We start from the raw sequence: 19,548 nt of genomic DNA on the forward strand, positions 1-19,548 counted from the left end.
CAAGTTATCACTTGGGCCAACGACTTAACCTTTGACCGCACCTGCCGACAAACCTTTTACAAAATATTTGCCGCAAAACACATACACCGCAATCGTTGGTAACGCCGCAATCAGTGCCGCAGCCATATCGACGTTGTATTCCTTCACATTGGTTGAGGTATTGGCCATATTATTCAAGCCAACAGTAATCGGCTGACTATCCCCCGCTGAGAAAACCACACCAAATAAGAAATCATTCCAAATATTGGTAAATTGCCAAATCAACGTCACCATAATAATTGGCGTCGACATGGGCACAATAATTCGCCAAAAAATACGCCAAAATCCAGCCCCATCCAGCCGTGCGGCTTTAATCAGCTCATCGGGAATGCCCACGTAGTAATTACGAAAAAACAGCGTGGTTGAAGCTAAACCACACACCACATGCACAAAGACCAAGCCCGTCGTGGTACTGGCAATGCCTAGCCAACCCAGTGTTTGTGCCATCGGTAGCAGCAAGACCTGAAATGGCATGAACACCCCAAATAAAATCATCGCAAACACAATATTGGAACCCGGAAAACGCCATTTCGATAATACATAACCGTTAATCGCGCCCAACGTCGTTGAAATCAACACCGCAGGAATGACCATTTTGACTGAGTTCAAAAAATAGCCCGACAAACCATCACAAGAAACCCCAGTACACGCCGAGCTCCACGCCTTGCCCCACGCAGCAAAACCGATGTTTTGTGGGAAGGACAATAAGTTGCCCGTGCGGATTTCTTCCATATCTTTCACCGACGTCGTCAGCATCACATACAGCGGAATCAAGTAATACAGCGCGGCAAACACCAGCGCGGCATACACCAAACCCCGCCAAAAACGATCTTGAGTCATACCATTCTCCCTGATACGCAAACCCGACGCAGAGACGCAGAGGCGCGGAGCAAAACATCAGATGGCATCGTGCAGATTTGAGCTAAGTTCATGCTCAAAGGCGTTCCTCTGCGTCTTTGCGTCTCTGCGTTCGCCGTTGTTTTTATATCTTGTGATAGGACATTAACCATTACCGTCTTTCCTCAGTTCTGAATACAAATACGGCACCACAATCGCGGCTACCGCCATCAGCATCATCATCGCGCTGGCCGCACCGACCCCCATTTGTCCCCGTGTAAACGCCATTGAATACATAAAGGTCGCCGGCAAATCGGATGAGTAGCCTGGGCCGCCGCCGGTTAATGCCATAATCAAATCGAAGCTTTTAATCGCAATGTGTGAGAGCACCATCAAGGTTGAAAACACCACTGGCCGCAATGCCGGCAACACAATCTTCCAATAAATCCGTGGCAAGCTCGCGCCATCAATTTGCGCCGCTTTAATAATCGAGTCATCAACCCCACGCAAACCGGCCAAAAACAGCGCCATCACAAAGCCCGATGATTGCCATAATCCGGCCAGCACCACGGTATAAATCGACATTTCGGAATTAACTAACCAATCAAACGTGAACTGGGTAAAGCCCCAGTCATGCATTAATTTTTCTATCCCTAAGCCGGGATTCAAAATCCATTTCCACGCCGTGCCGGTCACAATGAAAGACAGCGCCATAGGGTAAAGATAAATCGTGCGAATCGCCCCTTCAAAGCGAATTTTTTGATCCAATAAAACCGCCAAAACGATACCGATTCCCATTGCGCCACCAATAAATAGCACCGCAAAAATCACTAAATTACGCACTGCGACCCACCAGCGCTCATTTTCAAATAAGGTGATGTATTGCGCTAAACCCGCCCATTCATAATTGGGCAGCATGCGCGAGGTGGTGAATGACAAATAGCCATTCCAGACAATAAAGCCATATAAAAAAACTAGGGTCAGAACAAACGACGGGGCTAAAACGAGGCGCGGCAGCCAGCGCTCCGCAAACCCATATTGGGCCGTACGGACAGGCATCGTCATATTGGATTCTCCGCAAAAGCAAAGATAAATAGATGGGTATATGAATGGGGCTATTTTATTTAAATGCATTCATCCATATACCCTAGAGGAAATTACATTGTTTTCGCTGCTTTAGCGATTTTGACTGCGGCGTCTTTCGCGCTCATTTTATCGTCGTTCCAGAACTGCGTAACCACATCAAACATGGCGCCTTGCGTCGCCGATTTCATCGCCATGCCATGCGCCCACGATGGGATCAAAGTGCCTTTAGTCGATGCCATTTTGAAGTCTTCAGCCGACTTTTGACCACACAGATCAAACTTACTCATATTCACGCCCAATCGAGCGGGAATTGAGCCTTTGTTTAAATTAAATAGCTCTTGAAATTCTGGGCTCATCAACGTGGCCGCTAAAGCTTGCTGGCCTTTTTCAGCCTCTTTGTTTTTCAATTTAAACATCGCAAAACTATCAATATTAAAGGTATACGCATTGGCAGTACCCGGTGCGGCTACGCACAGGAAGTCTTTGCCCGGTACTTTACCGGCCGCCATAAACTCGCCCTTAGCCCAGTCGCCCATAAACTGCATACCGGCTTTGCCATTAATCACCATGCTGGTGGCTAAATTCCACTCACGGCCAGAGCTATTTTTATCGGTAAATGGTTTGATTTTTTTATACGTTTCCAAGGCCTTAATCATCGTTGGGCCACTTAAAGTGCCTTGATCAAGTTGCACAAACGCTTTTTTATAAAAATCAGCCCCGCCGACGCCCAAAGCAACGGTTTCAAATACGGTACTGTCTTGCCACGGTTGGCCACCATACGCCACGGGTTGCACGCCAATTTTTTGTAATGCCGCAGCGGTGACAAAAAACTCATCCCAAGTCGTTGGCACTTTGGCATTGGCTTTTTTGAGTAGCTCGGGGTTCACCCATAACCAATTCACCCGATGCACATTCACAGGGGCAGCAACGTATTGACCTTTGTATTTCACAACGCTAGAGACCACGGGAGGCAATAATTTATCCCAGCCGCCTTTTTTCGCCACGTCATCAATTGAAGCGAGCACGCCTTCAGCGCCCCACTCTTGAATCGAAGGTCCTTTAATTTGCGCTGCCGCTGGTGGATTGCCAGAGACCACGCGCGTTTTGAGCGCCGTCATGGCGTTTTCACCGCCGCCACCGGCCACGGCAAAATCTTTCCAAGTGTAACCTTTGGCTTCCATCATTTTTTTTAATTCAGCCACAGACTTGGCTTCACCGCCTGAAGTCCAATAATGCAAGACTTCGACTTCAACAGCCTGTGCTGCGAATGCAACGCCCATTCCCGCGACCAACAAACCCAACTTGGTAAGACGCATTATCGTAATCTCCAGATGATTTTAATTTTGCCGAGTGCAGCCCTGCCTTCGGTTGTAGTCAGAATATAGTAACTACATATTGAGTAAAATCAGGTGATCACCGGACAGGTATTCAACCTAGGGTGAATACCTTACATTCAGACGTAAAAAATGCCGTCCACCAAACACATGAACGGCATTGTTTTCTGACACGTATCTTTTACATCTTAACAAACCAATCACTCGCAGGCACTTCTTTGAGCATGGCGGCCAATTCCATCGCCGAATGCACATGCATTTTGGTGAAAATGCGAGCCCGATGCACCTCAACCGTTTTGGTACTGATATCCAATCGATCGGCAATTTGTTTATTGAGCTTACCCAATAAGATCTCTTGCAGTACTTCGCGCTCGCGCGGCGTTAAATCGGCCAGCAATTCCACCACTTTTTGTTGGTGCTGTGCATTGCCTCGGCGCTGCTGATCTTCACTCAAACAGGCTTGTACGCGGGTCAGCAATAAGTCTTGATCACAGGGTTTTTCCATGAAATCACTCGCGCCATCTTTGAGTGCATTCACCGCCATTGGCACATCACCATGCCCCGTTAAAAAAATCACGGGCGGCAAATAACTGCCTTCGCGCAGCTCGGCAAACAGCTCAAGGCCGCTCATGCCGTCCATACGCACATCGACAATCAAGCAAGCAAAACGGCTGGCATCGCCCTCATCCAAAAAAGCTTCGGCCGACGCATACGTTACGACAGGGCAATCGTGCGTTTCTAGCAACAACGCCAATGAATCACGTACTGCTTCATCATCATCAATCACCGCCACGGTTCGAATTGCCGCTTTGCTTGTCAAAACAGGCTTCATGATATTTCCTCACTCACATTAAAAGGCAGGCGAAACCGCATTCGAGTTCCACCACCGGGATTAGGTTCGGCCCACAAATGACCGCGATGTTGCTCAATCACTGAGCGGCAAATATTCAAGCCCATGCCCATCCCTTCGGACTTGGTACTATAGAACGGTTGAAATAATTGAGCTGGATCGGCCAAGCCGCTCCCTCGGTCAGCGACCGTCACCTTTAAGGTATCGGCGCTAAAGCTCGCACTGACGATAATTTGCCGCTCGCTAATCGGCGTATCACTCATTGATTCGAGCCCATTTTTAATCAAATTAAGCAGCACTTGCTCCAGCATCACCGGGTCCCCATTCAGGCTGGGTAAATCACTCGGAATATCGAGCACAATGCGTGCCTTCATTTTTTGCACCATCGGCCCTAATAATTGCACCGGCACACTGACTAAATCATTTAACTTGCACAGTTCTCGCGTCGGTGCCCGTTTGACCACAAACTGCCGAATGCCCCGAATAATCTGCCCAGCTCGGCGCGCTTGTGCCGTCATTTTGACTAATGTTTCTTGCACTTTACCCAGCGGAGGATCTTTCTTATACAACATGGTCTCACACGCCGCGCTATAGCTGGCAATCGCTGCCAATGGTTGATTCAGTTCATGCGCTAAGCTCGACGCCAATTCGCCCATATTGACCAGCCGGGCCGTGTGTTGCAATTGATCATTGCGCGTGCGTGCGGCCTCTTGCGCTTGTTGCCTTGCCGTAATATCGGTACAGATTTCCAGAATGGCGCTGCGATTATTCACCCAATCGACCTCACGCTGCTCAATTTGATAAGTCCGCCCAGTGTGCATATCAACGCGTTCAAAGACCCCATCGTGCGCCGCTAAATCGGTGGGCCAGCGCATCAAACAATACGCCTCGGCCTCTTTAGGGATTGCAAACGTCTTGCTGTGATGCCGATTGCGATACAACAAGACACCGGTTTCAATATCAGTGACCGACACGGCCACCTCCAGCCCAGCCAATACCGTTCGCAATTGCTGACGCGAGCTAGCGAGCGCTTCACGCTCTTGCTTGAGCTCTGTCACGTCATACATGGACGCCATCCAGCCACGATGAACGCCGTGACTATCGACTAATTTCGAAGAATACAAACGCACATCAAAGCGCTCGCCATCATTACGCATAAAGCGCAATTCAAAACCATTGGCCGGACATTCCCCCCGCAAAATCGCCTGATAGGCATTGGCACATGCGTCCAAACATTCAGGAGGCCAAAACACCATCGGCGGCTTAGCGCCAATTAATTCCGCCTCAGTCCAGCCCACCATATTGGCAAATGCCCGATTCACATAGCTCAGCTTGCCCTCTGTATCCATCGCACGTAAGCCAGTGACTAGCGAGGTTTCCATCGCCGAGCGAAATAAGATCTCATCGCGCAGCGCATACTCGGCATATTGCCTTTCACGCATCCGTAAACGCAGCATTTTCAGCGCCCACAACAGCAACAATAACAGCGCCGTAATTAAGCCAATCAACCAAAAATTAGACTGCTTGGCCACCGGATCAACAGATCTAGCCAATAAACGTAAGCTCTGCTGGCTCGCCCCGCCAAATGGCACTTCACGAATATCCTTACCGCTTAATCGCGCGTGATAGCGATTGGGCGCAATCACTTGGTTGTTACTATCGACCAGTTGCAATTGATAGCGCTGCACCATCCACCACGGCACGCGCTGCAATAATAAAATCGACAAATCGTAAACCGCCAGCACCGCGCCCTGATATTCCGTTTGATGAAAAAACGGTACCACATGGACCATTTGCGGTGAATTACGCCAAATCACATTACTCACCATCGGGTAACCCAAGGTGGCCGCACCATCAATCACTTCGGTGAGTAAAGAATCATTTAAAGCCACCAAACTCTCGGGACGGCGCTCAAAATTGGGAAAGCCATCACCCCGCTGGCCTTTGGCATTCACCCACTCAATATTGACAATTTCTGGATTGGACTTCATCAGCGCCTCGGCGCGACGTTGAAAATCCAGCTGCTGCATGCTGTCCGATGCCAAGCCATACGCCAGATTTTCTAAAATATTTTGATTGCTTTGCAAGCGGCCGCGGATTTCTTGCTCTTGCCACAGCATGTCTTGCGCCATAGTCGCCTCACGGGCGAACAGCTCATTGCGATAATCTTGCCAAGCGTAAACCAAGACAGCGGTCAGCAACGATGCAATCGCCAAATACGCCAAGGCCCACGGCCAATTACGTTGCCAACTGCTTAAATTAGGCCATTTTTTCATAGGGGAGAGGATACGATGAACTGGGTTCGATTCCCCATACAGTAATACCCATGCCGCAGAAAAACAAAAACCCTGCTTCATTTGCAGGGTTTTGCGTCTCAATCACCACATCGGCGTTAATTTGCCACTGGCACCGCCGCCAAACTGGCGGTCAGTAAAGCCCAAAATTGCGTCACCGAGGCCATCTCAACGCGCTCATCCGGAGAATGCGCGCCGCGAATTGTCGGCCCAAATGACACCATATCTAATGCCGGATACGCTTTACCAATCAAACCGCATTCCAAACCAGCATGAATCACCTTCACTTTGGGCGCTGCGCCATACAGCGCTTGATAGGTCTGTTGCAGCACCGTTAAAGCCCGCGATTGCAGATTGGGCGCCCAGCCTGGATAAGCGCCGCTACTTTCCACCGCAAATCCACCTAAGCGCGCAATCGCCCGAATGGTTTGAACCAATTCGGTAATCCCTGTTTCAGTTAAAGAGCGCACCATTAACACAGCATCAAAACGCCGGCCATCAAACTGCACCACCCCCAAATTATTCGAGCTTTCCACCACGCCCGCCACCTCGTTACTCCAGCGACGAATGCCATGCGGTAAGCCCATCAATAAATTCACCACCTTGGCACTATCTGCATGACTGAGCACCTGCTCGGCCTGTCCATCAACCACCTGCAGTGCAATATCGCTTTCAACGGCTTGTAACTCTTGCTGCCATTCGGCCAAGCATTGCGCAGCAAACGCCGCAAAATTCGCCGCATCACACGCCGGAATTGCAATCCGCGCAAACGCTTCACGCGGTAAAGCATTGCGTAATGAGCCGCCACGCAAACTCACCAAGCGTAAATCAAATAGGGGTATTGCTTGGAACAACAGACGAGACATGAGCTTGATGGCATTACCCCGCTCAAGATGAATATCAACCCCAGAATGCCCGCCCTTCAAACCGGTTAACGCCAGATCACGCACCACCCAACCTGCAGGCATCGGCTCAGGATGTAAAGTTTGCCCGACACTGATATCAATGCCACCGGCACAGCCAACGTACAACTCGCCCCAATCTTCAGTATCTAAATTAAACAGCAACTGCCCTTGCAAGCAATTGGGCTGCAAGCCCTTCGCGCCGCTCATGCCCGACTCTTCGTCGATAGTCAGCAACACCTCAAGCGGGCCATGAGCCAGATCTTGACTTTCCAACACCGCTAACGCCGCAGCCACCCCAATCCCGTTGTCAGCCCCGAGTGTCGTCCCCTCGGCATGCATCCAACCATCGGCAATATAGGTTTTAATTGGGTCACGCAAAAAATCATGCGTTACGGCTTCGTTTTTTAACGCCACCATATCCAAATGCCCTTGCAACACCACGCCCAGACGATTTTCCATCCCCGGCGTCGCGGGCTTGCGAATCAGTAAATTACCAACGGCATCGAGCTCATGACTTAAGCCCAATTGCGCGGCCCAAGCTTGAATGTGCGCTCGCAACGCCGCCTCATGATGCGATGGTCGCGGATAAGCACACAACACGGCAAAGTGCTGCCACAACAAGCTCGGTTCAACGTTTTTACAAATCATGCAAAGCCTCAAACAACATTCAACTAGGGCGACAATCTACGGGAATTCGCCAATTTCAGCTGCAGCATTTTAGCTGAATAGGTATTTTTCACACCGAGCACCAACCCGCACAAACCAAAACATCGCGACACATCAAAATTTTATACCGATGTATTTGAATAAAGACCAACAAATTCAAGCGCTAGATTGAGATACCCTATAAATCAATAAAAATAAATCCTAAAAAAATAAAAATAAAACCCCAGTATTACCAACAGCAAAAGCAATTATTCTTATCGCCTATTCATAATGAATTTGGTTTAAAGCAAATTCCATCTACCTCTTTTGTCTTAGTCTAGAGCACGTTGATCTAGAGATCCGTCGCCTAAGGAATTGCCGCCATGACCCAAAATCACCCCAAACTGACCACTGATCCCTATTACGACGGCGTGCCCAAATACATGACCGAAGTGTACGACTGGGCCTATGTTGACCCCAAATGGGTGAAAGTCCTTGATCGCAATATCGTGGTGCGCGTTTTGCTGTTTTTAAACGATCAACGACTGATGAAATGCTATCTGGACGAAATCCAACCGGGCATGCGCGTTTGGCAATTAGCCCATGTCTATGGCGATTTAGTCCGCCGCGCCGCGCAACGCGTTGGCCCCGCCGGCGCCTTTCATTTAACCGATATCACGCCGATCCAAATTGAACATGGCAGCGAAAAACTAAAAGACCTAGATTGGGCCAAAGTCATTCGCAGCGATGCGGCAGGCTTTACTGGCATCGGCGGCGACTATCAACTGATCTGTAGTTTTTTCTTATTGCACGAAGTACCCGACGACAAAAAATACGAAATCGTCAATCATATGCTGGCTCAATTGCCAGTTGGCGGCAAAGCCATTTTTGTCGATTATCACAACCCCAAAAAATGGCAACCGATTCGCTACATCCTCAAACTCGTCAACCACCTGCTCGAACCGTTTGCCAATGCCTTATGGGACAACGAAATTCAGCACTACGCCAGTGACGCCGACCAATACACGTGGAAAAAACGGACGATTTTTGGTGGGGTGTATCAGTGCGTGGTGGTGGAGCACGCGAAGTAAACGGGGACTGGGGACTGGGGACTGGGGACTGGGGACTGGGGACTGGGGACTGGGGACTGGGGACTGGGGACTGGGGACTGGGGTAGTATGCTCGCGATTGAGCCGCTGCCGCGTCAATCCAAAAGTCACCGCCCGTCCGCTCACCAACCTTTCCTCAAAACCTCAGCGCAGCCGCCATTAAAAACAACACCACCGGATGAACATCCGAGCGGTTTTATATCCATCATACGGCGCACTACGCTGCGCTTTGAGTGCGCCCTACTCGCTGCTAGCGGAAAAACGCCGGGTTACGCCTAAAGGCTAACCCGCCCATGTGATGTATTCAGCTGCAGCTATTGATCAACAAGGGCTATAGAGCAATACCCATCAATGATCGCCGGCACTTCCCTCTTCTTTTGCTGCTGGCATCACTTTCACCAACACAATCCGTGGGCCGTTCATTTTTTTGACGACGATGGTAAAGCCATCAAATTCGATACGTTCGCCTTCGGTGGGTAGATTGCCGAGTTTCCATTGAATCAGGCCGCCAACGGTTTCGGCTTCGGGGTGATCGATGTCTTTGCCCAGCATTCGGCCCAGTGAATACAGCGATAAACTGCCTTTGCCCAACAGCGCGCCGTCGTCTTGCTCTAACCAGTCATTGCGCGATTGCCGAAATTCATCACGGATTTCGCCGACCAGAGCGGCCATCAAATTATCCAACGTAACAAAGCCCATCGGTTGCGCTTCGTCGGCGTAGGCGACGATGGCAAAATGCGGTGCGCCTTCACGAAAGCGACGAAATAGCTCAAGCACCGGCGTTTCTGGCGTGACTTGTTCAACTGGGCGCACGTAATCGCTTAAATCGGACACGTCGGCGTGGCGTAATTCGGCCAAAAATAGGTTTTTTAAATGAATAATCCCCAGCACTTCGCCGTCTTCATTCACAAATGGATAGCGGCTAAAGCGTTGCGTGGCGATGACTTGTAAATTTTCGGCCAGCGATACATTGCTATGCAGCACCGCTGCCTCATGAAAAGGTCGCATCAAATCGGCGACTTTGAGCTTGCCAAAATCCAATGACTGCTCAACGACATTCCATTCTTCGCGGCTATTACTACTATCGCCATTACCACGCAAAATCATTTTCAACTCATCGGCAGAATAATGGCTTTCATGACCGGAATGCCCATCCAAGCCCAATCGGCGTAACAAGCCATTGGCGCTGTGATTGAGCAACCAAATTGCCGGATACATTAACCAATAAAAGAAATACAAGGGGACAGAAGTCCACAGCGCCACGACTTCAGGGCGGCGAATCGCCAATGATTTGGGCGCTAACTCGCCAACGACGATATGCAAAAATGAAATTAAGGTGAAGGCAAAAAAGAACGAGACGCTATGAATCAAAGCCGCCGATTCAACGCCCAAGACCATAAAGACCGGCTCAAGTAAGCGAGAGAATGCCGGTTCACCAATCCAGCCCAAACCGAGCGATGCCAAGGTAATACCGAGCTGGCAAGCCGATAAATAGGCGTCCAGCTGACTATGCACTTTGGCGAGAATTCGCCCGCGCCAACCATAGATTTTGGCTAAACCCTTAGCGCGAGTCGCCCGTAATTTAACCAAGCCAAATTCGGCAGCGACAAAAAAGCCATTGAGCAGCACCAGCGCTAAAGCGATAAGGCTTAAAAAGAAATTTTCCATAATGCGGGCCAAGCCCGTCCAGAACGATCAGCTGTTTATTTTAAGCGCTACCTTCCCATTGCTGGGACAAATCTTCAGCAAAGCCTCAAAAAGACCACGAATACGGCAAAAAGAGCGCATAAGCGCTCTTTTTGATTGATCCTGCACTGCCAGAAACAAATTATTTTTTGACTGCAGTTTTAGAAGCTGCGTGTGATGCTTTTTTGGCTTGGGCTTTTTGTGCTGCTGAAGCAACATGCGATGCTTTTTTAGCTTGGGCTTTTTGCGCTGCTGAAGCGACGTGTGATGCTTTTTTAGCTTGGGCTTTTTGCGCTGCTGAAGCAACATGCGATGCTTTTTTAGCTTGGGCTTTTTGTGCTGCTGAAGCAACGTGCGATGCTTTTTTAGCTTGGGCTTTTTGTGCTGCTGAAGCAACATGCGATGCTTTTTTAGCTTGGGCTTTTTGTGCTGCTGAAGCAACGTGCGATGCTTTTTTAGCTTGGGCTTTTTGATCTTGAACTGCGGCTGGTTTTACTTTTTTTGCTTGTGTATGGTGTTTTGTTGCGTGGTGTTTAGCTGGTGCAACATCAGCAGCAAAGCCAGATGCCGCAGTCAATGCAAAAGCGCTAGCAACTACAAGAGCAAGAATTTTTTTCATGGTCATCACCTTGTCAAAACAGAGTTAGGAAACACGAACTTCGTGTTAGCTCGCACTATAAATTTGTAAACTTAGTGAATACTTAGCCCTACAAACCAAGATGTAACCAAATGTATGCCGAATTTAAACGCGCGGTAAACGCACTTTAACGACCAGCCCAGTGCCATGAATGGCATCCAAGAGTTCAATATCGCCCTGCAAACGCGCAATCGTATTTTTCACAATCGCCAGTCCCAAACCGCTACCTTCTGCTTCTTGTCCCAAAATACGGTGAAATGGTTCAAAAACATGCGTTTTTTCCGCATCGACAATCCCCGGCCCACTATCGGTGATTTCAATACAGAGCGATCCGGCGACAGCATTCGCACACAGATCAACTACGCCGCCTTGCGGGGTATAGCGCACGGCGTTATCCAATAAATTACGCAATAAAGTGCGAATTTCTAAATCATGAGCCAATACACTTAAGCCCTCCTCGACTGTAGCGCCTAGATCAATGTTTTTCGCTTGCGCTTGCACCGCGATATCTTCGAGTAAGTCACGCACAATCGGCAATAACAAAATCGGCGTAACCGCGGATTTAACCAATGCTTGGCTACGTGCAAAAGCCAGCAATTGCTCAAGTAGATTTTTGGCGCGATCAATCCCTTGCTGCAAAGGAATCAAGCGAGCTTGCGTTTCGCTCGATAGTTCAGTCGCCATCACATTTTGGGCCTGCAACGACAGTGCAGTCAGCGGCGAGCGAAGCTCATGCGCAGCATCGGCGACAAAGCGCCGCTGTAAATCCATCGCTTGTGCAACGCGTTCTAATAAGCGATTAATGGAGGCGACAAAAGGACGGATCTCGTCCGGAATCTGGTGCGCTGCCAATGGCCGCAAATCTTGCTCGGCACGGCTATCAACTTCATGCGAGAGCCGTGTAATCGGCTTGAGCATGCCGCCGACCATAATGCTAATCAAGGCGGTCAAAATCGGAATTAACACCACTAAGGGCAATACGGTTCGATAGCTACTATCGGTCGCGATTTGATCGCGGATTTCTGATTGTTGCGCCACCGCCAAACGCTCGCCAGAGCGCAAAGTCCGCACAAACACCCGCCAACGCTCACCATTGAGCACAATGGTTTGAATGCCGTCGTGCAGCAACTTGGCAGGCAAGGCGATTTTTTCGCCGCCGGTGCCCGCGCCACTATCGCCCAAAGTTTGAATAATCAACTTCAGATCAGGGTCGGCCTCTTTGTCTTCTCGACTTAAATCAGGTGGCTCAACCGGTAAGCCATGCTCGTCGACCAAGGCCGCCACTTGCCGCAATTGATCATCTTGCAGCACTTTGGCCTCTTTAAATGCCGTAAAAAAAGACAACGATCCCGCAGCGACCGCCACCAGAATAATCGCCAGCGAGAGCCAAAGCGATAAGCGAAAGCGCAGCGACGATGTTAATTTGCTTTGGAAACCATCCATCCCATTCCCCGAATGTTTTTAATCGCGGTCGCGCCGAGTTTTTTACGCAAGCTGTGAATTAAAAATTCAACCGCATTGCTTTCTACTTCTTCATTCCAACCATAAATCCGATTTTCTAATTCTTCTCGCGACAAAATCGCCCCAGGGCGCAGCAATAATGCCTGCAATAAAGAAAACTCCCTTGCTGACAATCGCACGGTTTGATCGGCGCACTGCACTTCACGCAAGCTTGGATCCAAAAATAACACGCCATTATTTAAAATCGGACTGGCATTGCCCGCTTTGCGCCGCACCACGGCCCGCATTCGTGCCAACAGCTCGCCCATTTCAAATGGCTTAACCACATAATCGTCCGCGCCCAAGTCAAGGCCGGCGATTCGATCATTCACCGCATCCCGCGCCGTCACCAACAAGACCGGCAAAGCATGATTATTTTGTCGCGCCCAGCGCAATACCGCCAAACCATTACAGCGTGGCAAACCAACATCAAGCAGCATTACCTCATAGCTTTGCACGCCTAAAGCGGCCATTGCCGCTTCGCCGTCTTGCGCCCAATCCACGGCGTAAGCGGCGTCTTGCAATGCCATTTGAATCGCAGCGCCAATCATTGGATCATCTTCTACTAGCAATACTTTCATATTTGCATCCTTTTTCGCCGGCCCTAGTCAGTATACGATGAACACCCGTCAGCGCGTATTTTGCTCTCCAACCTGAGTAAGGCGACGCTCAGCACACGAAACCCTATTTGACACTGACTCCAGCTAAAATAGGCGATTGCTTTATAAATCGACGCCATGATTCCCGCCAAACCAAAACCCAAAGCTAAGACGTATTTATCTGCAGGCTCCAAAAATAAAGCGCCGCAAGGCAATACCCAAGTAGCCAGTCTAGCGAGAGCTTTATCCAAGCTCGGGTTTTGTTCGCGCAGCGAAGCCGAAGCCTTGGTCTTACAAAGCGCGGTGAGCGTGAATGGCAAGGTGTGCGTGGAGATCAATCGCCGCGTCGATCTCGAGCGCGATCAACTGAGCGTTAACGGCCAACGTGTTGCCGCCGAACAGAAAGTCTATTTAATGCTCAATAAACCGCGCGGCTTGATTACCAGCGCGCAAGACGAGAAAAACCGCGACACGGTGTTTAGTTGCTTCAAAAACAGTCCGGGTGCAACGCTGCCACACATCGGCCCCGTTGGGCGACTGGATAAAGCCAGCGAAGGCTTGCTGCTGTTTACCAACGACACCCAATGGGCGGCGCGCCTCACGGATCCGGCCAGCCATTTGGATAAAATCTACCACGTGCAAATCGATAGCCTTGCCACACCAGAGCTGATCGCCGCCATGCAAGCCGGTGTAATCATGAATGACGGTACGTCTCTCAAAGCCAAGCGCGTGACGCTATTACGCAGCGGCGAAAAAAATGCTTGGCTGGAAGTCGTACTCGACGAAGGCAAAAACCGCCACATCCGCCGCCTGCTTGAAGCCAATCAAATCAACACGCTGCGATTGATGCGCGTGGCGATTGGCGGCTTGCTGCTGGGTGAATTGGCAAAAGGCGAATGGCGGGAATTGAGTGCGGCGGAAGTGGCGAGTTTAAAAAGCTAATTGATCACGAGAAGCCAGAAAATATTCACCCGACGTAGATGGGTTGAACGCAGTGATAGCCATCAAATTGCGCTTGATGGATATCGCCCAAAATCCGGACCCCACCCATCTACCAAGCAATCATGCCGATTTTCTGTGCGCAGTTTTCATCCCTAACAGCAGCGTTACAGCCAACCGACTCGCCATTGCGTTTCATTTTCTAGCTCACTCCAATGCAAAGTGAAATGCCGTTTACTCAGCACCGCTTCTAGCGTGACCTGCGCGACTTTTTGCGCATCCAGCGGATCGAGTTCGACTTTAACGACGAGAAAATGCTTCTCGCGTTGCTGCGGCTCAACGGCGGTCCATTTGGTATTGAGTAATTTTTTGGGGTGCCAGCTGCGCTTTGCTTGAGTCATGGTTTACTCCCGTTTCTCTCAATTGGCGCTAACCATTGACAATAGTGGCTTGCAAAGCCAGCTTGATCGATCACTCGCATTAGCGTTTATATTGAGACGGCGCGTAGGCGCGAGAAACTTCAGGTGAGCGTAGCCCTAAATGCTTGGTCGCTCGACCACTCGTTCGGGCGCGCCAAAGCCGGAAGCTGCCGGCTTTCAACTCGCAGCGCATCAGCCGAATCAGCTGATGCTGATTCAATCCATACAGCTGTTCAATCGCCTCAAAAGACGTACGGTCTTCCCACGCCATTTCGATAATTCGGGATAAATCAGCAGGGCTGTATTGTATTGGCATTATTCGTTCCCAATCAAAAATGAGCGCATTTAGGCAGTAAACGTAGGTCGATCCGACGCATATGCCACCAAGGTCTCTAATGAAATCAAATCCAGAATGTTTTCATGCGTGGCGGCGAGAACGATTTGCGGGGCGGCGCCGGCTTTGAGCGCTTCGAGCCAGCGGGCGGCGCAAAGACACCATTGATCACCGGGTTTGAGCCCCGCAAAGCCGTATTCTGGCCGTGGCGTGGATAAATCATTGCCGCGCTGTTGAGAAAACCTTAAAAATGGGCTGCTGAGCACCACGCAAACAATATGCTCACCGATATCGGTTTCATGAGTTCGGCAACAACCATCACGGAAAAATCCAGTTAAAGGCACAAAACTACAAGGTTTGAGTGCTTGACCTAATACATTGATATCCATGGGTATTGCTCGCTAAGGTTTAAATGGTAATGCGTTGACCGTCATACCCCACTTCAATGCCAGCAGGTAACGTCGCAGTTAAAGCGTGATATTCCAATTCATGCGTCATGTGAATTAACACCGTGCGTTTAGCGGCTACTTTAGCGGCGACTTGCAGTGCTTGTTCTACCGATAAATGCGTTGGATGCGCTTTGTGGCGCAAACAATCCAAAAACAATAAATCTAAATTCTGCAGCAAGGCTTCACTCTCGGGCGGGATTTCTGAGACATCGGTCAGGTAGGCAACATTGCCAATCCGCCAGCCTAAAATGGGCCATTTGCCGTGAATCAACGGTATTGGCTGCACCGTCACCGCGCCAACTTGAAACGGCTCAGCATCGACTTCGTGAATGGTGAGCACCGGTTTATCCCAAAATTCATTGGGTTTAAACAGCGTATACGGAAAGCGCTCACGGATATGGCCGAGCATTAAACGATTGCCATACACCGGCAAGGCGGCTTTTTGTAACCAGCAAAAAGCGCGTAAATCGTCGATACCATTCAGGTGATCAGCGTGCGGATGCGTATACAGCACCGCATCCACGTGCAAGATCTGTTCACGCAGAGCTTGGCTGCGCAGGTCTGGCCCGGTGTCGATCAAAAAAGTTTGCCCACCGGCACGAATCACCGCCGAGGCGCGGCTGCGGGTGTTTTTCGGATCGGTCGATATACACGTTGGGCAGCTGCACCCCAAGGCGGGTGAGCCACCACTGGAGCCGACGCCCAATAAAATGCTTTCTACAGCAAGGCGGGTCATTGTGGATGGTGCGCTTGGCGCGCACGAGCAAACAGTTTAAAGAAATTTTGCGTGGTCGCCTCAGCAACCTCACTCAGTGGAATGCCTTTTAATTCAGCAATATGCTCGGCAACATAGCGCACCCAAGCTGGTTGATTTTGTTTGCCGCGATGCGGCATTGGCGCTAGGTAAGGCGAGTCGGTCTCGATCAGCAGGCGATCGAGCGGCATTAGCCGGGCCAGCTGTTTTAAATCTTCGGCTTTTTTAAACGTCACAATACCTGAGAGTGAAATATAAAAACCTAAATCCATTGCTTGTTGCGCTACTTCCCAGCTTTCGGTAAAGCAATGCATGACACCGCCAACGTCTTGCGCGTTTTCTTCGCGCAAAATCCGAATGGTGTCCTCAGACGAGGCACGAGTATGAATAATTAGCGGTAAGCCCGCTTCTCGCGCCGCGCGAATATGCGTGCGAAAACGCTCACGCTGCCATTCTAAATCACCGGTTAGCCGGAAATAATCCAAGCCTGTTTCGCCAATGGCGACCACTTTGGGCGATTGCGCCAGCTCGACCAATTGCGCCACCGTCGGCTCGGGCGTGTCTTCGTAATCGGGGTGTACGCCCACCGAGGCAAAGATATTGTCATGCTGCTGCGCCAGCGCCAGTACCGATGGCAGCTCAGGTAAATTAACAGCGACACAGAGCGCATGGCTCACATCGTAATCTTGCATATTGGCCAATAATTGCGGCATATTGGCCGCAAGATCAGCAAAATTAATATGGCAGTGCGAATCAACAAACTTCATCATTTTTCTTCATTCAATAAAAAAGCCGCACCTGAAGGCACGGCTTGAATCATAACTGAAACAGTTACATCGTGTGCGTTGTCCGCCCTGATTGCAGATAACCGCCGAGTAAATTTTCAATTTTCACCCGTGCTAAATTACCCGCTTCATTGCTGGAAAATTGCACACCAATCCCTTGCTGATGATTATTATGCGCGCCAGGCGGTGTAAGCCAAACCACATTGCCCGAAACGGCAATCCGCGCCGGATCATCCAACAGCGCCAACAACATAAAAACTTCATCGCCTAAGTTGTACAGCTTATTGGTTGGGATAAAAATCCCACCGCCTTTAATAAACGGCATATACGACGCATATAAGGCGGCTTTTTCTTTAATATTTAGCGACAGCACGCCAGGACGAGAGGCGGCTGCGCGTACTGGATCTTCGCTCATATTTTTCCTTGGCGAGACGGCCCACGTAAGGCATCCACATAGGCAAACAGCAGATTTTCAAACACCAATCGCTGATTGAGTGGATGACGAGATAATTTTTGCGCATCAGTGAGTTGATTCACGTATTGCATCAACAACGGCGCTCGTGGGGCAAGACGGGTTAATGCATCTTGCCAATCTGGATAATAACGAATTTTCTCGGCCAAGCCCAAACTAATCAGATCGTAAATCCACTTCTGTAGCCATGTAATCACTAAATCGGTATCTAATTTGGCTTTATCTAATTCCGCACTCAGTTTTAATACATCCAAAGTGCTCGGCTCAGCAATATGGGTCAAAAAACTTTGTCGCACGGCAAGCCATTCTGCTGCGGCATCCTCCATCGCCGCCAACGGCGCTCCGCCAGTATGCGCCAAGTGCAATGCCGGATTAACGATGCCCTGTGTGTTGAGCCATTGCATCGCCACTGCTGAATCAGGCAGCGACAAAGGAAAAACGCGGCAACGACTGCGTATCGTTGGCAATAACCGTCGCCAGTGATCGGCTACCAAAATAAACACCGCTCCAGCGGGCGGCTCTTCGAGTGTTTTTAAAAAGGCATTGGCTGCCGCCACATTCATGGTGTCGGCCGGCACGACTAATGTCACCCGCACACTGCGTCGATGCGCCGAGAGATTAACAAAATCAGCCAAAGCACGTACATCTTCAACCCGAATCACTTCTGATTTTTTCTTGGCTTTTTTGCTTTCAGTCTCATCAGGGCGCTCTTCTTCTGCGTCCTCCGGCTGCAACACCCGATAGTCCGGATGATTGCCGGCTAAAAACCAACGGCAGCCATCGCAAACACCGCAAGGTTGCGTTGATTTTTGTGTGTCTTCGCAAAGGAGAAATTGCGCGAGATAAACCGCAAAAGCACGCTTACCAATACCAGGCTCACCCGTCAGCAATAAAGCATGCGGCCAGCGTTCTCGCTCGCGTAGCAATTCTTGCCATGCGGTCTGTAACCACGGGTATAAAGTCGGTGTTTTATTCATAATCAGCAAAAATTTCCGCCAATTCGGCCTGAATCACATCTAACGGCCGATTGGCATCAACGACACGAATCCGCTGCGGATTTTGCTGAGCACGTTCAAGATAAGCGGCACGAACACGCGCATGAAAATCATGTTGCTCACGCTCAAATCGATCTAACACTCGGCCATTGGCCATGCGCGCCTGACTCACTTCAAGTGGCACATCAAAAATCAACGTCATATCCGGCTCGATCAAGCCCGCTTCGCGCGCTTGCACCCACGCTTCAAGCTGGGCAAACTTAGTTTGATCAAGGCCACGGCCGCCGCATTGATAGGCAAATGTCGCATCCGAAAAACGATCACATAAAACCCATTCACCGCGCGCTAATGCCGGCTCAATCACCTCAGTCAAATGCTGAGCTCGCGAGGCAAACATCAACAAAGCTTCGGTTTCTAAAGACATCGACTCATTCAGTAACAACGTCCTGAGTTTTTCACCTAAACTCGTACCGCCGGGCTCTCTTGATTGTTGTAATACGACGCCTTTCTTAAGCAACCAAGCAGCAAGCCACGCTAAATGCGTGCTTTTACCGGCACCATCAATGCCCTCTACCGAAATAAACCGCCCTCGTGCAACACTTGCGCTCGTCATGAATCAACCAAATACAAAAAGAATCCCTGAATTGTCGCACAAACCATACAAGACAATAAACAAATTCAAGTACTAAGGGGTATATCAAGCAGAAGATTTACTGGTAAAGGCTTCTATCGGATACAGCATATAGGTATCTACGATAGCCCTCCAGCGCATAACCGCCGAACAGCAAAAAGCCCGACTCTTTCGAATCGGGCTTTCTGGTATGGGGAGTCTGGCAATGACCTACTTTCACACGGGCAATCCGCACTATCATCGGCGCTG

General features: G+C 49.9%; 20 protein-coding genes. 2 read left to right on the forward strand and 18 right to left on the reverse strand.

The annotated features are described in order from the left end of the window. Positions 1-24: 24 nt before the first annotated feature. The 6 genes from LG219_RS12605 to LG219_RS12630 all read right to left on the reverse strand — a co-directional run bounded on the left by LG219_RS12605 (position 25) and on the right by LG219_RS12630 (position 7,993). Positions 25-879 (reverse strand): carbohydrate ABC transporter permease, encoded by an 855-nt coding sequence (locus tag LG219_RS12605; protein ID WP_226764834.1) that lies wholly within the window; start codon positions 877-879, stop codon positions 25-27. 162 nt (positions 880-1,041) lie between these two features. Then, positions 1,042-1,941 carry a carbohydrate ABC transporter permease gene (locus tag LG219_RS12610; protein WP_226764835.1) on the reverse strand — a complete coding sequence of 300 codons (900 nt, stop codon included), beginning with the start codon at positions 1,939-1,941 and terminating at the stop codon, positions 1,042-1,044. A gap of 92 nt (positions 1,942-2,033) precedes the next feature. Continuing rightward, the gene (locus tag LG219_RS12615) at positions 2,034-3,278 is read right to left on the reverse strand and encodes an ABC transporter substrate-binding protein (protein ID WP_226764836.1); all 1,245 of its coding nucleotides are present in this window, start codon (positions 3,276-3,278) and stop codon (positions 2,034-2,036) included. A gap of 199 nt (positions 3,279-3,477) precedes the next feature. Next, positions 3,478-4,128, reverse strand: a complete 651-nt coding sequence (locus LG219_RS12620) for a response regulator transcription factor (RefSeq protein ID WP_226764837.1) — start codon at positions 4,126-4,128, stop codon at positions 3,478-3,480. After that, positions 4,125-6,503, reverse strand: a complete 2,379-nt coding sequence (locus LG219_RS12625) for a PAS domain-containing sensor histidine kinase (protein WP_226764838.1) — start codon at positions 6,501-6,503, stop codon at positions 4,125-4,127. The genes LG219_RS12620 and LG219_RS12625 overlap by 4 nt, the downstream gene beginning before the upstream one ends. 35 nt (positions 6,504-6,538) lie before the next feature. After that, a complete protein-coding gene (locus LG219_RS12630; protein ID WP_226764839.1) occupies positions 6,539-7,993 on the reverse strand; it encodes an aminoacyl-histidine dipeptidase in 1,455 nt (484 codons plus the stop codon). A gap of 380 nt (positions 7,994-8,373) precedes the next feature. On the opposite strand from LG219_RS12630, the gene rquA reads away from it, so the two are divergent. Next, the gene (rquA, locus tag LG219_RS12635) at positions 8,374-9,081 is read left to right on the forward strand and encodes a rhodoquinone biosynthesis methyltransferase RquA (protein ID WP_226764840.1); all 708 of its coding nucleotides are present in this window, start codon (positions 8,374-8,376) and stop codon (positions 9,079-9,081) included. Between the two features lie 366 nt (positions 9,082-9,447). On the opposite strand, the gene LG219_RS12640 is transcribed toward rquA, so the two are convergent. From LG219_RS12640 to LG219_RS12655, 4 genes are all read right to left on the reverse strand, one after another. Further along, positions 9,448-10,767 (reverse strand): hemolysin family protein, encoded by a 1,320-nt coding sequence (locus LG219_RS12640; RefSeq protein ID WP_226764841.1) that lies wholly within the window; start codon positions 10,765-10,767, stop codon positions 9,448-9,450. A gap of 160 nt (positions 10,768-10,927) precedes the next feature. Next, on the reverse strand, positions 10,928-11,404 hold the full coding sequence (locus tag LG219_RS12645; RefSeq protein WP_226764842.1) for a hypothetical protein: 477 nt from the start codon (positions 11,402-11,404) through the stop codon (positions 10,928-10,930). Positions 11,405-11,527: 123 nt separating this feature from the next. Continuing rightward, positions 11,528-12,865, reverse strand: a complete 1,338-nt coding sequence (locus LG219_RS12650) for an ATP-binding protein (protein WP_226764843.1) — start codon at positions 12,863-12,865, stop codon at positions 11,528-11,530. Further along, positions 12,841-13,503: a response regulator gene (locus LG219_RS12655; RefSeq protein WP_226764844.1), complete on the reverse strand. Its 663-nt coding sequence runs from the start codon at positions 13,501-13,503 to the stop codon at positions 12,841-12,843. Before LG219_RS12655 ends, LG219_RS12650 begins: the two co-directional genes overlap by 25 nt. 156 nt (positions 13,504-13,659) lie before the next feature. Between LG219_RS12655 and LG219_RS12660 the strand changes: the two genes are divergently transcribed. Next, positions 13,660-14,463: a pseudouridine synthase gene (locus LG219_RS12660; RefSeq protein WP_226764845.1), complete on the forward strand. Its 804-nt coding sequence runs from the start codon at positions 13,660-13,662 to the stop codon at positions 14,461-14,463. A gap of 164 nt (positions 14,464-14,627) precedes the next feature. On the opposite strand, the gene LG219_RS12665 is transcribed toward LG219_RS12660, so the two are convergent. The 8 genes from LG219_RS12665 to tmk form a co-directional block, all read right to left on the reverse strand. Further along, on the reverse strand, positions 14,628-14,861 hold the full coding sequence (locus LG219_RS12665; protein ID WP_226764846.1) for a TIGR02450 family Trp-rich protein: 234 nt from the start codon (positions 14,859-14,861) through the stop codon (positions 14,628-14,630). Between the two features lie 79 nt (positions 14,862-14,940). After that, positions 14,941-15,195, reverse strand: a complete 255-nt coding sequence (locus tag LG219_RS12670; RefSeq protein ID WP_226764847.1) for a TIGR03643 family protein — start codon at positions 15,193-15,195, stop codon at positions 14,941-14,943. A gap of 29 nt (positions 15,196-15,224) precedes the next feature. Next, positions 15,225-15,602, reverse strand: coding sequence for a DUF2237 family protein (locus LG219_RS12675; protein ID WP_226764848.1), 378 nt, complete (start codon positions 15,600-15,602; stop codon positions 15,225-15,227). 19 nt (positions 15,603-15,621) lie between these two features. Beyond that, positions 15,622-16,398, reverse strand: a complete 777-nt coding sequence (locus LG219_RS12680; RefSeq protein WP_226764849.1) for an MBL fold metallo-hydrolase — start codon at positions 16,396-16,398, stop codon at positions 15,622-15,624. After that, positions 16,395-17,183, reverse strand: coding sequence for a TatD family hydrolase (locus LG219_RS12685; protein ID WP_226764855.1), 789 nt, complete (start codon positions 17,181-17,183; stop codon positions 16,395-16,397). The genes LG219_RS12680 and LG219_RS12685 overlap by 4 nt, the downstream gene beginning before the upstream one ends. 64 nt (positions 17,184-17,247) lie before the next feature. After that, a complete protein-coding gene (locus LG219_RS12690) occupies positions 17,248-17,616 on the reverse strand; it encodes a PilZ domain-containing protein (protein ID WP_221021382.1) in 369 nt (122 codons plus the stop codon). Beyond that, positions 17,613-18,650 (reverse strand): DNA polymerase III subunit delta', encoded by a 1,038-nt coding sequence (holB, locus tag LG219_RS12695; protein WP_226764856.1) that lies wholly within the window; start codon positions 18,648-18,650, stop codon positions 17,613-17,615. Before holB ends, LG219_RS12690 begins: the two co-directional genes overlap by 4 nt. Continuing rightward, the gene (tmk, locus tag LG219_RS12700) at positions 18,643-19,281 is read right to left on the reverse strand and encodes a dTMP kinase (protein WP_226764850.1); all 639 of its coding nucleotides are present in this window, start codon (positions 19,279-19,281) and stop codon (positions 18,643-18,645) included. The genes holB and tmk overlap by 8 nt, the downstream gene beginning before the upstream one ends. Positions 19,282-19,548: the final 267 nt, after the last annotated feature.

This window comes from Deefgea salmonis (assembly GCF_020531905.1).
Lineage (GTDB): Bacteria > Pseudomonadota > Gammaproteobacteria > Burkholderiales > Chitinibacteraceae > Deefgea > Deefgea salmonis.